Source organism: Flavobacterium sp. (assembly GCF_044376915.1).
GTDB lineage: Bacteria > Bacteroidota > Bacteroidia > Flavobacteriales > Flavobacteriaceae > Flavobacterium.
The window spans coordinates 1-13,605 of the sequence record NZ_JBILKB010000057.1 but is presented as its reverse complement, the minus strand read 5'-3'; the positions used below and the strand labels follow the sequence as shown (position 1 = coordinate 13,605).

At 35.7% G+C, this 13,605-nt stretch carries 12 protein-coding genes and 1 pseudogene; 9 read left to right on the top strand and 4 right to left on the bottom strand.

Features of this window, described 5'->3' with window-relative positions; all coding sequences use genetic code 11:
* The 8 genes and pseudogenes from ACIQ6Z_RS07040 to ACIQ6Z_RS07005 all read left to right on the top strand — a co-directional run.
* Positions 1-325 (top strand): annotated as a pseudogene (locus tag ACIQ6Z_RS07040) (4-hydroxyphenylpyruvate dioxygenase); the annotation flags it as partial.
* A gap of 287 nt (positions 326-612) precedes the next feature.
* The gene (locus ACIQ6Z_RS07035; protein WP_396210210.1) at positions 613-1,386 is read left to right on the top strand and encodes a DUF3108 domain-containing protein; all 774 of its coding nucleotides are present in this window, start codon (positions 613-615) and stop codon (positions 1,384-1,386) included.
* A gap of 3 nt (positions 1,387-1,389) precedes the next feature.
* The gene (locus ACIQ6Z_RS07030) at positions 1,390-2,316 is read left to right on the top strand and encodes a tryptophan 2,3-dioxygenase family protein (protein WP_396210209.1); all 927 of its coding nucleotides are present in this window, start codon (positions 1,390-1,392) and stop codon (positions 2,314-2,316) included.
* A gap of 20 nt (positions 2,317-2,336) precedes the next feature.
* Positions 2,337-3,569, top strand: a complete 1,233-nt coding sequence (locus ACIQ6Z_RS07025; protein WP_396210208.1) for a peptidoglycan DD-metalloendopeptidase family protein — start codon at positions 2,337-2,339, stop codon at positions 3,567-3,569.
* Entirely contained in the window at positions 3,569-5,206 is a 1,638-nt protein-coding gene (pgi, locus tag ACIQ6Z_RS07020; protein WP_396210207.1) for a glucose-6-phosphate isomerase, read from the top strand. The genes ACIQ6Z_RS07025 and pgi overlap by 1 nt, the downstream gene beginning before the upstream one ends.
* Before the next feature lie 173 nt (positions 5,207-5,379).
* Positions 5,380-8,181: a TonB-dependent receptor gene (locus tag ACIQ6Z_RS07015; protein WP_396210206.1), complete on the top strand. Its 2,802-nt coding sequence runs from the start codon at positions 5,380-5,382 to the stop codon at positions 8,179-8,181.
* Positions 8,182-8,277: 96 nt separating this feature from the next.
* Positions 8,278-8,715, top strand: coding sequence for a hypothetical protein (locus tag ACIQ6Z_RS07010; RefSeq protein ID WP_396210205.1), 438 nt, complete (start codon positions 8,278-8,280; stop codon positions 8,713-8,715).
* A gap of 21 nt (positions 8,716-8,736) precedes the next feature.
* Positions 8,737-9,213 (top strand): septal ring lytic transglycosylase RlpA family protein, encoded by a 477-nt coding sequence (locus ACIQ6Z_RS07005; RefSeq protein WP_396210204.1) that lies wholly within the window; start codon positions 8,737-8,739, stop codon positions 9,211-9,213.
* A gap of 2 nt (positions 9,214-9,215) precedes the next feature.
* Here ACIQ6Z_RS07005 and ACIQ6Z_RS07000 read toward each other — a convergent pair whose 3' ends face one another.
* On the bottom strand, positions 9,216-9,689 hold the full coding sequence (locus tag ACIQ6Z_RS07000) for a CYTH domain-containing protein (RefSeq protein WP_396210211.1): 474 nt from the start codon (positions 9,687-9,689) through the stop codon (positions 9,216-9,218).
* 70 nt (positions 9,690-9,759) lie between these two features.
* Between ACIQ6Z_RS07000 and dinB the strand changes: the two genes are divergently transcribed.
* Positions 9,760-10,863 (top strand): DNA polymerase IV, encoded by a 1,104-nt coding sequence (gene dinB, locus ACIQ6Z_RS06995; protein ID WP_396210203.1) that lies wholly within the window; start codon positions 9,760-9,762, stop codon positions 10,861-10,863.
* A 48-nt stretch (positions 10,864-10,911) separates the two neighbouring features.
* Here dinB and pyk read toward each other — a convergent pair whose 3' ends face one another.
* The 3 genes from pyk to rnc form a co-directional block, all read right to left on the bottom strand.
* On the bottom strand, positions 10,912-12,342 hold the full coding sequence (pyk, locus tag ACIQ6Z_RS06990) for a pyruvate kinase (RefSeq protein ID WP_396210202.1): 1,431 nt from the start codon (positions 12,340-12,342) through the stop codon (positions 10,912-10,914).
* Between the two features lie 2 nt (positions 12,343-12,344).
* Positions 12,345-12,818: an IPExxxVDY family protein gene (locus ACIQ6Z_RS06985; RefSeq protein ID WP_396210201.1), complete on the bottom strand. Its 474-nt coding sequence runs from the start codon at positions 12,816-12,818 to the stop codon at positions 12,345-12,347.
* A 102-nt stretch (positions 12,819-12,920) separates the two neighbouring features.
* On the bottom strand, positions 12,921-13,605 hold a 685-nt coding region (gene rnc / locus ACIQ6Z_RS06980; protein ID WP_396210200.1), incomplete at its 5' end, for a ribonuclease III.

The following is a 13,605-nucleotide window of genomic DNA, read 5'->3' as shown; positions in this document are numbered from 1 at the left end:
AACAACAGTTGCACAAATGCGCGCAAGAGGAATTGAATTTTTAAGCACGCCGCCTCAAGCCTATTATGATGCAATTCCAGAACGATTAAAAGACCACATGTCTAAATTTAAAGAAGACATTAACGAACTTCAAAAATTAGGCATCATGATTGATGCAGACGAGGAAGGCTATTTGTTGCAAATTTTTACCAAACCGGTAGAAGACCGCCCAACACTCTTCTTCGAAATTATTCAAAGAATGGGCGCCAAAGGATTTGGCGCAGGTAACTTTAAAGCGCTTTTTGAATCTATTGAAAGAGAGCAAGCATTACGAGGAACATTATAAAAACCAATTTTCATTAAACAATTATTAGAATACAACGTTGTAGTAGTATTATTTTTAATAAAAATATGTTAAAGTTTGATTTTTGCTGAGAATAACATAAAAATGATTTTACCTTTGCCTTGCAAATGTAGAGAGGTAGTTTGCTCTACAACTTGTAATAAATTTTCATAATTTATAGTTTTTGGTTGGTTAATAGCATAAAAACTCAGTCATATTTTTGATTGGGTTTTTTTGTTTTACTATTTTTGGAACAGAAATTGCATTTTCTTTTAGACATAAATTATATTATGAAAAAATTAGCAACACTTGCAGTGCTTTTTGTACTTACCAATTCGTTTGATCAAAGAGAAAATGCATATACTACGGGAGAATGGCTTAAAATGAGAATTCATTATGGCGTTGTCAATGCGGGTTATGCTACACTTGAGGTCAAAGAGGCGACCAAAAACAACAAAAAAGTACATCATGTCATCGGAAAAGGGTGGACCATTGGAATGACCAAGTTTTTTTTCAATGTAGACGATAATTACGAAAGCTATTTTGATAAAGAAACGGGAAAACCGTATCAATTTGTTCGAAAAATCGATGAAGGAGGTTATACCAAAAATCAAGTAGGTTTTTTCAACCAAGCCAAAAACACGGTATTGGTTAAAGACTACAAACACGATAAAGAAAAGACGTTATCCGTTCCTGAAGAAGTCCAAGACATCGTTTCTTCCTATTATTATTTGAGAAATCATCCCAAAATTGACAAATTAAAAGTTGGAGAATCCATAGCAATAGATATGTTTTTTGATGGGGAAACCACAAAATTTAAGTTAAAATTTTTAGGTAAAGAAGATATAAGTACTAAATTTGGAAAAGTTTCGTGCCTGATATTTAGACCTTATGTTCAAGCCGGAAGGGTGTTCCAAGAAGAAGAGAGCTTAACGGTTTGGGTGTCTGATGACGACAATAAAATTCCCATTCGCGTTAAAGCAAGTTTGGCCGTTGGATCACTAAAAGCAGATATTGAAGCTTTTAAAGGACTAAAATATTCATTTAAAATTAAAAGTAAATAACGAATGGAAATTACCCCAAAAATCCAAGAACAATTAAATCAACTAAATGATAAGTTTACAGCGATCAATCAAAATACCTCGACGCATTTAGAAGGCTTGCTTTGGGCAAAACCCATTACATATTGGGATTATATACAAACTGATGCCTTGCTTAGCTTGCAAACACAACGCACTACCTTGCCCGATGAAATGGTTTTTGTCATGTACCATCAAGTAAACGAATTGTTGTTTAAAATGATTCTTTGGGAAATGGAGCAATTGTGTCATACCGAACAACCTTCCACCGTCTATTTCACCGAAAAATTGGGACGCATAAGTCGCTATTTCGACATGCTAACCACTTCTTTTGATATTATGAAAGACGGAATGGAACCCGAACAATATTTAAAATTTAGAAACACCTTAACTCCAGCCAGCGGATTTCAATCGGCGCAGTATCGGTTCATAGAATTTTCTTCCACCGATTTGATCAACCTTATCGATAACCGATTTAGAGCGACCATCGATAGAAATACGCCCTACGAACATGCCTTTGAACATTTGTATTGGCAAGCGGGAGGAAAAGATTATCAAACGGGTGAAAAATCATTTTTAATTTTAGAATTCGAAAGGAAATACAAAAAACAATTCTTGGCTCATATGGAAGAATACAACACCATCAACCTATGGCGTAAGTTCAAACAATTACCCGAAGCCGATCAAAAAAACCCAGCATTAGTGGCCGCCATGCGCCATTATGATGTAACTGTAAATATTACATGGGTTATGGGGCATTTCAATGCGGCCAAAAAATATATTGAGAGTGTACCTGGAAATCACGAAGCCACCGGTGGCAGTGATTGGAAAAAATACATGTTGCCGAAATACCAAAAACGAATTTTCTTCCCCGAATTATGGTCGGCTGAGGAAATTGAAAATTGGGGCGCCTAACATCTTAGAAATAAAAAACATTGAGATACCTTACAATACTTGTTTTCTTTTGCTCTTTATTTACAGCCTGTACTACAAAAGAGGACAATAAGAAAGCCAAAATAGTAAAAAAAGAGCCCATTATTAAAGAGTATGGGTTTACTTTTAATGATTACAAAGTGATCAGAGACACCATTCGTTCGGGCGATACGTTTGGGGCGCTTTTAGATAAATTTCCATTGCGAGATAGTCTCACGGTGCATCAAGTTACCGAAAAAGTAAAAGATTCTTTCAACGTCAGAAGAATCAAAGTGGGAAAACCGTATCTTCTTTTTTTGGATAAGAAAAAACCAAATACACTAAAGGCCCTCGTTTATATTGAAGACAGAATACAATATACCGTTATTGATTTTAGAGATTCTTTAGTCGTAGCAAACAAACAAAAACCTACTAAAATTAAACGAAGAGTAGTGGCGGCCGAAATCAATGGATCCTTGTCGGAAACCTTAAGTAATGCGGGTGTGAGTCCAGCTCTAGCCCCCAAATTGGCTGGCATATATGCCTATACAATCGACTTTTTCAAAATTCAAAAAGGCGACAAATTTGCGGTAACCATCAATGAAAAATTTATGGAAGATTCCATATATATTGGTGTTGAGAGTATTGAGGCTTCGTATTTTGAGCACAAAGGCAAAAAAATATTTGCATTTCCGTATAAATTGAACGATAATCAAAAAAAGGAAGATTATTATGACGAAAATGGAAAAGGGTTAAAAAGCATGTTCTTAAAAGCGCCCCTAGACTATTTTCGAATTTCATCGCGTTTTTCTGGACGCCGTTTTCATCCAGTTCAAATGCGCTTTAAAGCGCATAACGGCACCGATTATGCTGCACCGCACGGAACACCAATTAAAACAACTGCTTCGGGGGTTGTAGAAAAAACAGGCTATACGGCTGGAAATGGTAATTTCGTGAAAGTACGCCATAGCGGTACCTATTCGACCCAGTATTTGCACATGTCAAGAATAATGGTGCGCAACGGACAAAGCGTTTCGCAAGGTCAAACCATCGGAAGAGTTGGAAGTACCGGCTTGGCCACAGGACCCCACGTATGTTATCGTTTTTGGAAAAACGGCGTACAAGTAGATCCGTTGCGTTTAAAATTGCCCAATACAGAACCTATGGGAAGTTCCGATAAGCAAAAATATTTACAGCACATTGCGCCGCTGAAAAAAGAGTTAGATCAAATAACCGCATTAAAATTTAAAGAATAATGGCATTAGCTAAAATCAATCCTTCACAAACCGCTGCTTGGAAAAAGTTACAAGCGCACTTTGAAACCCTAAAAAATGTTCAAATGCAAGATTTATTTGCAAACGAACCGGCAAGAGCCGAACACATGCACCTGCAGTGGAATGATTTCTTAGTAGATTATTCTAAGAATATTGTGACGAATGAAACCCTGGATTTGTTGCAGGAATTGGTCAATGAAGTGCAATTAAAAGAGGCTATTTCAAAATATTTTAAAGGAGAGCTTATCAATCAAACCGAAAACAGAGCCGTTTTGCACACGGCATTACGTGCCAAAGAAAACGCAACAGTTTTTGTAGACGGAACGAATGTAATGCCAGAAATTTATGCCGTAAAAAATAAAATCAAGCAATTTTCAAATGAAATCATAGCTGGGCAACGAAAAGGATATACCGGCAAACCTTTCACCGATATAGTCAATATTGGTATCGGAGGTTCCGATCTCGGTCCGGCAATGATTGTGGAAGCTTTACAATATTATAAAAATCGATTGAATGTTCATTTTGTATCCAATGTAGATGGTGATCATGTGAATGAAATTCTCAAAAAAGTAAATCCGGAGACTACTCTTTTTGTAATTGTTTCCAAAACCTTTACCACACAAGAAACCTTGTCTAATGCCAAAACCATCAGAAGTTGGTTTTTACAATCGGCAACACAAGATGACGTAGCCAAGCATTTTGTAGCTGTGTCAACAAACATTCAAAAAGTAACGGAATTTGGCATCAATCCCGATAATATTTTTCCAATGTGGGATTGGGTAGGTGGCCGTTTTTCTTTGTGGAGTGCTGTAGGATTATCTATTAGCTTGGCCGTTGGTTTTGATCATTTTGATCAGTTATTAGAAGGCGCTCATGAAATGGACGAACATTTTAAAAACGAATCATTTGAAAAAAACATACCGGTCGTATTGGCGTTGTTGAGCATTTGGTATAACAATTTTTTTGGCGCTGAGAGTGAAGCTTTAATTCCGTATACGCAATACTTACAAAAATTGGCACCTTATTTACAACAAGGTATCATGGAAAGTAATGGGAAAAGTATTGGAAGAGATGGTAAATCGGTCAATTATCAAACGGGAACTATCATTTGGGGCGAACCCGGAACCAATTCTCAACATGCTTTTTTTCAATTAATTCACCAAGGAACCAAGTTGATTCCGACCGATTTTATTGGATATAAAGAAGCATTATATGGAAATAAAGACCATCATGATAAATTGATGTCTAATTTCTTTGCCCAAACCGAAGCTTTATTGATGGGCAAGACCGAAGACCAAGTAAAATCCGAATTCCAAAAACAAGGTATTTCGGGAGAAAAAGCAGCCTTTTTATTACCATTTAAAGTGTTTGCCGGAAACAAACCCACAAATACATTGTTGATTGACAAATTAACGCCTGCAAGTTTAGGCGCTTTAGTGGCTTTATACGAGCATAAAATATTTGTACAAGGTGTCATATGGAATATTTTTAGCTATGACCAATGGGGGGTTGAACTCGGAAAACAGTTGGCCAGTAGCATCTTGAATGAAATAGTGGACAAAGCACCACAAGTCCACGATAGTTCGACGACTTTCTTATTAAAAAAATACATGAATTAGCGATACAAATTTGTAAGCAAGTGAGTTCAAAAAAAGATTATTTGAAGATCGCATCTAAATTCTTAACATTTTTTTAAGTTTTTTAATGCCAAATCACTTTTGTTAACATTAACTTAACATTAAAATTAAAATCTTGTAGCAACTTTGCACAAAATATTTTAAAAACATAGCAAATGAAAATTTTTAAAAATGTATTTCTTTTTGGGTTTTTCTTTTTGTCAAGCCTAACAATGTTTTCTCAGTCTAAAGTTACAGGTACTGTAACCGATGGAGAGTTAAAACAACCTTTAGCAGGAGCTAGTGTTGTTATCAAAGGTACAACAAATGGTGTTGCTACCGATTTTGACGGAAAATTTGAACTTACAACTACTCAAAAATCAGGGGAAATTGTAATTTCTTTTTTAGGTTTTGAAACAAAAACAATTAAATTTACCGTTACTGGAGAATCTACAAACGTAGGTACAGTATCTATTAGCACTAACGTATCTGAGTTAGACGACGTAGTGGTAATTGGTAAAGGAATTATGGATGTTGCTAAAGATAGAAAAACGCCAGTAGCGGTTTCTACCATCAAAGCAGCAGAAATCCAAGCAAAATTAGGAAACCAAGAGTTTCCAGAAATGTTAGCCAATACCCCTTCAGTATATGCTACTAAAGCAGGTGGAGGTTTTGGAGATTCTAGAATTAACATTCGTGGATTTGACCAAAGAAATATCGCGGTAATGATCAACGGTATGCCGGTTAACGATATGGAAAACAGTGCGGTTTATTGGTCTAACTGGGCTGGATTATCTGATGTGACTTCTGCGATGCAAGTACAAAGAGGATTAGGTTCTTCTAAGTTAGCCATCTCATCTGTTGGAGGAACTATCAATGTAGTAACTAAAGCTGCCGATTTAAAACAAGGGGGTAATGTTTCTACAGGTTTTGGTAATGATAACTATTTAAAAACTCAAGCTTCCTATTCAACAGGTAAAATGAAAAATGGTTTATCAACTTCTGTTTTATTAAGCAAAACTACAGGAGATGGTTATGTTGATGGAACGAAGTTTGAAGGAGGAAATTATTTTGTGGCGGTAGGATATGAATTAAACGACAAACACAATTTTCAATTTACATTTACAGGTGCTCCACAATGGCACAACCAAAGAAGTGCTGCTCCTACAATTGCCGATTATGTTAGATACGGTCAAGGCGAACCAAACATCAAATACAACTCAGATTGGGGATATTTAAATGGTCAAGAATATAGTTTTAGAACGAATTTCTACCACAAACCAATCATGTCAATCAACTGGGATTTCAAAATCAATGAGACTACGAAATTGTCAACCGTACTTTATGGCTCTTGGGGTCGTGGAGGAGGAAGTAATGGTGCAGGTGCTGTAAGAGGAAACCGCTTTTTTGCTCCTAATTTAAGAATGCCAGATGGTTCTATTAATGTTGATTTGATTCAAGATTATAACTCAGGTCAACCTGTAGTAATTAACGGTGTTTCATTTACAAGAGCACAAGTTGCAGGTGGAGGGTACCAAAACACATCTTCTACTAGCAACAATGCAACAAATGGTATTTCTAAAATTGCTTCCATCAACTCACACAACTGGTATGGTGGAGTAATCAATTTGAATAAAAAATTATCAGACGAATTGACCTTAGATTTTGGTATAGATGCTAGAACCTATAGAGGAATTCACTATCAAAACATTACAGATTTGTTAGGATCAACTAACTATTTTGACAATACAGATGTTAACAATCCTGGTAGAGTATTGACTTCAACGTATCAAGCGAGACCACATTTAAATCCATTCTACAGTTTGGATTACCAAAAAGCTAAAATCAACTACAACAATGATGGTTTAGTAAATTGGTACGGAGCGTTTACACAGTTAGAATATTCTTCTGAAAAATTATCTGCTTTTGTTCAAGCAGCGGTTTCAAACCAAGGATTTAGAAGAGATGATTTCTTTAAATATTTAGAGACAGATAAATTAGCTTCTACAGATTATGAAAATATTTTAGGAGGAAACATTAAAGGGGGTCTTAACTATAACTTTGATGAGCATTTCAACTTCTTCGCTAATTTAGGATACTATTCAAAACAACCGTTCTTTAATGCAGTGTATCCAAACAATGCTTCTGTTGTGAATGAAAATTTAACAAACGAAAAAGTGATTGGTTTTGAAGAAGGTTTAGGATACCGTTCGTCTGTATTTAACGCCAACTTAAATTTATACTACACAAAGTGGAAAGATAGATACCAAAGATCTGGCGATGCTGCAATTGACAATCCTGGTGGATATTATGATTTTCAAGGTATTACGCAAGTACATACAGGTATAGAATTGGATATGACCGCTAAATTGGATCAATTAAAATTAAACGGTATGATCTCAATCGGGAACTGGGAATATGAAAATGATATTACTGGAAGAAGATTTGATGTAAATAATAACGAAATTACAGGGGGTACTGCTCCAACCTATTTTGTTGCGGGAACTAAAGTAGGGGATGTTGCTCAGTTTACAGCAAGTGCTGGAGCAAGTTTTGATTTCACAAAAACTTTTTCTATCGATGCTAATTATAGATACGCTGATAAATTGTACGCTAGTTTAGATCCAACAAGACAAACAACGTATGACAATAAAGGAACGTTACAATTACCATCTTATGGTTTAGTAGATGCTGGTATTTCTTACAAATTCTTATTTGGAAAAGATAAATCAGATGCATTAAACTTCAGATTGAACATCAACAACGTATTTGATTACATGTATATTGCTGAATCTAGAACTAATATTTTTGCTTCAGATATTATCCCTAGTACACCAACAGGCCCTCAAGGACCAGGTGGAAATGGAGTTGACACATATGCTTCTAGAGGAAGAACATGGAATGGTGTAGCAGATGCGAACCAAGTGTTCTTTGGTTTTGGAAGAACATGGAACTTCACAATTCGTTATAACTTCTAATACTTTTTAGATAAACATATTGAACCTCTCACTCATTTTTTTGAGTGAGAGGTTTTTTATTTATTATATTTGTAATTCACAATAAAACTATAAACTATGTACAGCACTCTTCTTTCTCTTCATTCTACTGTAGCTTATGCGGCATTAGGAGTATTGACATTAGCGGTAATCAATGCCTTTTTAGGGCTTACCTCTAAAAGCTTATTCAAATCAAAAGACCGAAGCATTTCATTAGTGGCATTGATGGTTTGTCATATCCAATTAGCAATTGGTCTTATCTTGTATTTTGTCACCCCAAAATTAGAAGCTTGGTCTACACTAGGGATGAAAGTTATGGCCGATTCGACTTTACGAACCGTATTAGTGGAGCATCCTTTTACAAATATCTTGGCATTAGTATGCATCACAATCGGATGGTCTAAACATAAAAAAGAAGAAAGTAACAATGGTAAGTTTAAAAAAATCGCCTTGTTTTATGCAATAGGATTAGTGCTTTTGTTAGCCATGATTCCATACAAACAATGGTTGGCATAAGCGTACAACAAAAAACAAACTATGAAGCAAATACGATATATAGTTCCATTACTCGTACTCATTATTGCCATAAGTAGTTTCTCTGATACGGGTAAAAATCCAATTAGAGAAACCGCTATTGTCGACAGTATAAAAAAGCAGGATTCACTAGCCATAATAATCGCAAAAAAGCAGGATTCGTTAGCGAAAATAAAAATCACGCTTTATAAAAAAAATGTAGAAGCGTCACATTATGCTGATAAGTTTAATGGAAGAAGAACCGCTAGTGGTGCTCGTTTTCACAACAATAATTATACGGCAGCCCATAAAAAGTTAAAGTTTGGCACCACAGTTAAGGTCACCAATACAGCAAACGGGAAAAGTGTCATTGTTACGATTACAGATAGAGGACCGTTCACCAAACAAAGAGAAATAGATATGGCTAAAAAGCCGTTTTTAGAAATTTCCCACAACAATGGAAGAGCCCCTTTGCGCGTGAATCTTGAAATTATAGAATAATATTAGCGTTCCCAGTCTTTAAATGGAGTTACACTCAAGTAGGCGTTATAATAGCGTTCTTGACCGGTAACTTCGTTTCCTATCCAATTGGGTTTTTCAAACGCCTCGTTTTCGGCTTGGAGTTCAATTTCTGCAACGATCAACCCTTGGTTTACACCCGCAAAAACATCCACTTCAAAGCAATGATTCCCCACCGGGATTTCATACCTAATTTTATCGATTACACCCTCTTCACACAATAACAATAATTGTTCGGCTTCTAAAAGAGTAATTTCTTTTTCCCATTCAAAACGAGTAGTTCCCGTTGCATTTCCTTTTCCTTTTATGGTAATATAGCCTTTTGTTCCTTTGATGCGAATGCGCACCGTTCGTTCTGGAGCGGTATTTAAATAACCTTGTACAATACGATAAGATGTTGTACTTTCAGATAGAAAGGTATTGGAAGTAACTAAAAATTTACGCTCAATTTCGTTCATGATGGTATTATGCATCGTTAAAATAAAAGGGATTCTCGTATAATTCTCAAATATACTATAAATTTGTAATATGCTTACGCCTAACACCCTTCGAAAAATTATTCATATCGACATGGATGCCTTTTATGCTTCTGTGGAGCAAATGGATCAACCCCACTTGCGAGGCAAACCGCTGGCAGTAGGTGGAAGCGAAATTAGAGGCGTTGTAAGCGCTGCAAGTTATGAAGCAAGAAAATTCGGTGTTCGAAGTGCAATTAGTGGCATACAAGCCAAAAGATTATGTCCCGATTTAATTTTTGTGCCTCCTCGCTTTGATCGGTATAAAGAAATTTCAAAGCAAATACGAAATATCTTTTTTGAGTATACCGATTTGGTGGAACCGCTATCGTTAGACGAAGCTTATCTTGATGTTACCGAAAATAAAAAAGGCAATCCAAGTGCTACATTGCTTGCGCAAGAAATTAGACAACGCATTTTCGAAGAAGTAGGACTTACGGCATCTGCGGGCATATCGATTAATAAATTTGTAGCAAAAATTGCTTCTGATTACAACAAACCCAACGGGCAAAAAACGGTACATCCAGATGAAGTGGCTTCTTTCTTAGAAAAATTAGATGTAAAAAAATTCTACGGCATTGGCAAAGTGACGGCTGAAAAAATGTACCAATTGGGCATTTTCACAGGCATTGATTTGAAGCAAAAGCCGTTGGACTATTTAGAAAAACACTTTGGGAATAGTGGGTTGCATTATTTTCAAATCGTACGTGGCATTCATGAAAGTGCAGTAAAACCTAATCGTAAGATCAAATCAGTGGGAGCCGAGCGCACTTTCAACGAAAATTTATCTTCTGAAATTTATTTAGAAGAGCGCTTGCTAAACATAGCTGCTGAATTGGAGAAACGCTTGAAAAAAAGTAAAATTGCCGGAAAAACCATTACATTAAAAATTAAATATTCTGATTTTACTTTACAAACTCGAAGTAAAACAATGCCCTATTTTATTACGGATAAAGCCATTATTGCAGACGTGGCAAAAGATTTATTATACCAAGAGCGCCTACGAAACTCGGTTCGCTTACTGGGTATTTCCATTCACAATCTAAACAATGAAGAGACTTCTAAAATTGAACTGCCTCAAAAAAGTGTTTCGGTGCAATTGCGTTTGCAGTTCTAATAAAAAAAGCGACCCTAAGATCGCTTTAATTTTTTTGTGTATTATCGTTTATTCGATTTCAGAAACACGTAAGGTATTTACCATTCCTTTATCTACTACAGGCATAGCGGCTAAGTTAATCAACATATCGCCTTTGTTTACATAGTTTTTTTCTAAACAAATTTTATTGATGTCGTCTATGGTGTCATCTGTACTTACTAATTTATCGTAATAAAAAGCTCTTACGCCCCATAAAAGGTTCAATTGCGTTAAGATGCGTTTGTTAGATGTAAATACTAAAATGTGTGATTTTGGTCGCCAAGCTGAAATCTGAAATGCGGTATATCCCGAATTGGTTAACGTAGTAACAGCTTTTGCGTTAATGGCATCGGCCATAATTGCGGCGTGATAACAAATGGATTTGGTAATAAAGCGATTGGTTCTAATGCTAGGTGGACTTAACGGCACTTTAATTAGCGGAGAATCTTCAACGCTTTTGATAATTCGAGTCATAGTTTCAATTACTTCAACCGGATAATTTCCTACCGAAGTTTCACCCGATAACATTACCGCATCGGCACCGTCCATTACCGAGTTGGCTACGTCATTAACTTCAGCACGCGTTGGTGTTAATGAAGTAATCATAGTTTCCATCATTTGTGTAGCAACAATTACCGGAATACGAGCTGTTTTGGCTCTGTGAATTAATTTTTTTTGGATCAATGGAACTTCCTCTGCAGGAACTTCTACTCCTAAATCGCCACGAGCTACCATTAGCGCATCACAAAAAGCAACGATTTTATCGATGTTTTCTACGGCTTCAGGTTTTTCAATTTTGGCTATAATTGGAATTTTATGGTCAGAATGTTTGGCAATTAAATCTTGCAATTCTTCCAGATCTTTAGGCGTTCTTACAAACGAAAGCGCAATCCAATCTACTTTATTTTCAATAGCAAACAATGCGTCTTTGATGTCTTTTTGGGTTAATGCCGGTAGCGACACTTTTGTATTGGGTAAGTTTACCCCTTTTTTAGATTTTAACGGACCTCCTTGAACTACGACCGCTTCAACTTCTGTATTTTTATCGGTTTTGGTTACTTCAAAAATTAATTTTCCGTCGTCCAATAAAATTCTTTCTCCAGGATTAACATCCTTAGGAAATTCTTTATAATTCATATACACACGAGAGGCAGTTCCAAGCACATCCTCTGCGGTTGTAAATGTAATCAGATCACCTTTACTTACCACTACATCTTCTTTCATAACTCCAACGCGAAGTTTTGGACCTTGTAAATCGGCTAAAATCGAAGTGGTATAGCCAAATTCCTCGTTCAATTCACGGATGATGTTTATGCGTTCCGAAACATCAGTATAATCGGCATGTGAAAAGTTAATTCTAAATACATTAACACCAGCATCAACCATGTTTTTTATGACTTCTTTTGAGCTACAAGCAGGGCCTAATGTGGCTACAATTTTAGTTTTTTTGTTCGTTGGCATTTTTAAAATATTAAATTATTTTTAGATTTTAAATTCGTTGTTTCAATAATATAGGCCGTTGTCACATTTTTTATCGATAGTATTTTTTCGATCATGTCTTCTTCATCAAATTCATAATCTATGTTTTCTATCTTCAAGAGATAATCCACTTTTTTATATTCTGGCAATAAAAAGACGGTAATGTCTACGGCGTCAAACAATTGCGTGGTCTTTTTTTTTGAAGTACTTATGGTGGTTTTATTCTCAATTAAACTCCATTGTACATCACGTTCTTCGTCGTCAAAAATGTAATTACTAAAAGCGCTCTTTCCTTCTGGAATGGCGATTTCAATATTGGATTCATTTTTGATCAATCGCGTGTCTAAAATGCTATTAATGGCATAGGCTAATTTGTAATCCTCCAAGGATGAATGAATTGCAATGAGTTCATAATCCTCTGAAATAAAATCATTTATTTGAATTTTATGGATCGCCATCAGCTAGAATTAGAATGTAAATATAGTATTAAAATCTATTCAAATTTTGAAGTTTAACGGTTCTTAACGTTAAATTACTAACGCAAACGTTTTAGTTTTGAATTATTTTTGAGAAATTTTTTCTTGTAAGACAAAATAAGCTCTTTGCGATGCTTTTTCTTCTGCCTTTTTCTTGGAGGTTGCGCGTGCTTTTGAAATTATTTTTTGATTGATGAGTAGTTTTACGCCAAAATATTTTTGCCCTTCTATGCCATTATCTTCTACAAATTCAAAAGCAAAGGTTTTTTTCTCTTTTTGACACCATTCAATAATTAAACTTTTATAGCTGATTACTTTTCCTTCTAATTTTGAAATATCAACATATTGTTTGATGATTTTGGTACGAATAAATTTTTCGCAATAGTCAAATCCACGATCCAAATAGATTGCTCCAATAAAAGCTTCAAACAGATTGCCATGAATGTTTTCTCCAAATTGGTTAGAACTTACCTTACTGTCAACAAATCCGACCAAATTAAAATCGCGTCCCAATTCGTTTAAGTGTTCCCGGCTCACAATTTTTGAGCGCATTTTTGTCAAATACCCTTCGTCACCAGATGGCACTTCATTGTAGAGATGAGCAGCAATAACACTCCCCAGCATGGCGTCTCCTAAAAATTCCAGTCGTTCATAGTTAAAGGGATTGCCTTTGTCGTCTAGCTTATTAACCGATCGGTGTGTAAACGCCTTTTGATAATAGTTAAGCTCTTTAGGCTCAAAACCTAAAATAGCAGTGATTTTTTTAAAA

Bases quoted from the DNA above. Each gene is read 5' to 3' on its own strand.
- ACIQ6Z_RS06985 (WP_396210201.1), bottom strand. From the start codon at position 12,818: ATGGCGATCCATAAAATTCAAATAAATGATTTTATTTCAGAGGATTAT.
- ACIQ6Z_RS07010 (WP_396210205.1), top strand. From the start codon at position 8,278: ATGTACAGCACTCTTCTTTCTCTTCATTCTACTGTAGCTTATGCGGCA.
- dinB (WP_396210203.1), top strand. From the start codon at position 9,760: ATGCTTACGCCTAACACCCTTCGAAAAATTATTCATATCGACATGGAT.
- pyk (WP_396210202.1), bottom strand. From the start codon at position 12,342: ATGCCAACGAACAAAAAAACTAAAATTGTAGCCACATTAGGCCCTGCT.
- ACIQ6Z_RS07000 (WP_396210211.1), bottom strand. From the start codon at position 9,689: ATGAACGAAATTGAGCGTAAATTTTTAGTTACTTCCAATACCTTTCTA.
- ACIQ6Z_RS07030 (WP_396210209.1), top strand. From the start codon at position 1,390: ATGGAAATTACCCCAAAAATCCAAGAACAATTAAATCAACTAAATGAT.
- ACIQ6Z_RS07005 (WP_396210204.1), top strand. From the start codon at position 8,737: ATGAAGCAAATACGATATATAGTTCCATTACTCGTACTCATTATTGCC.
- ACIQ6Z_RS07035 (WP_396210210.1), top strand. From the start codon at position 613: ATGAAAAAATTAGCAACACTTGCAGTGCTTTTTGTACTTACCAATTCG.
- pgi (WP_396210207.1), top strand. From the start codon at position 3,569: ATGGCATTAGCTAAAATCAATCCTTCACAAACCGCTGCTTGGAAAAAG.
- ACIQ6Z_RS07015 (WP_396210206.1), top strand. From the start codon at position 5,380: ATGAAAATTTTTAAAAATGTATTTCTTTTTGGGTTTTTCTTTTTGTCA.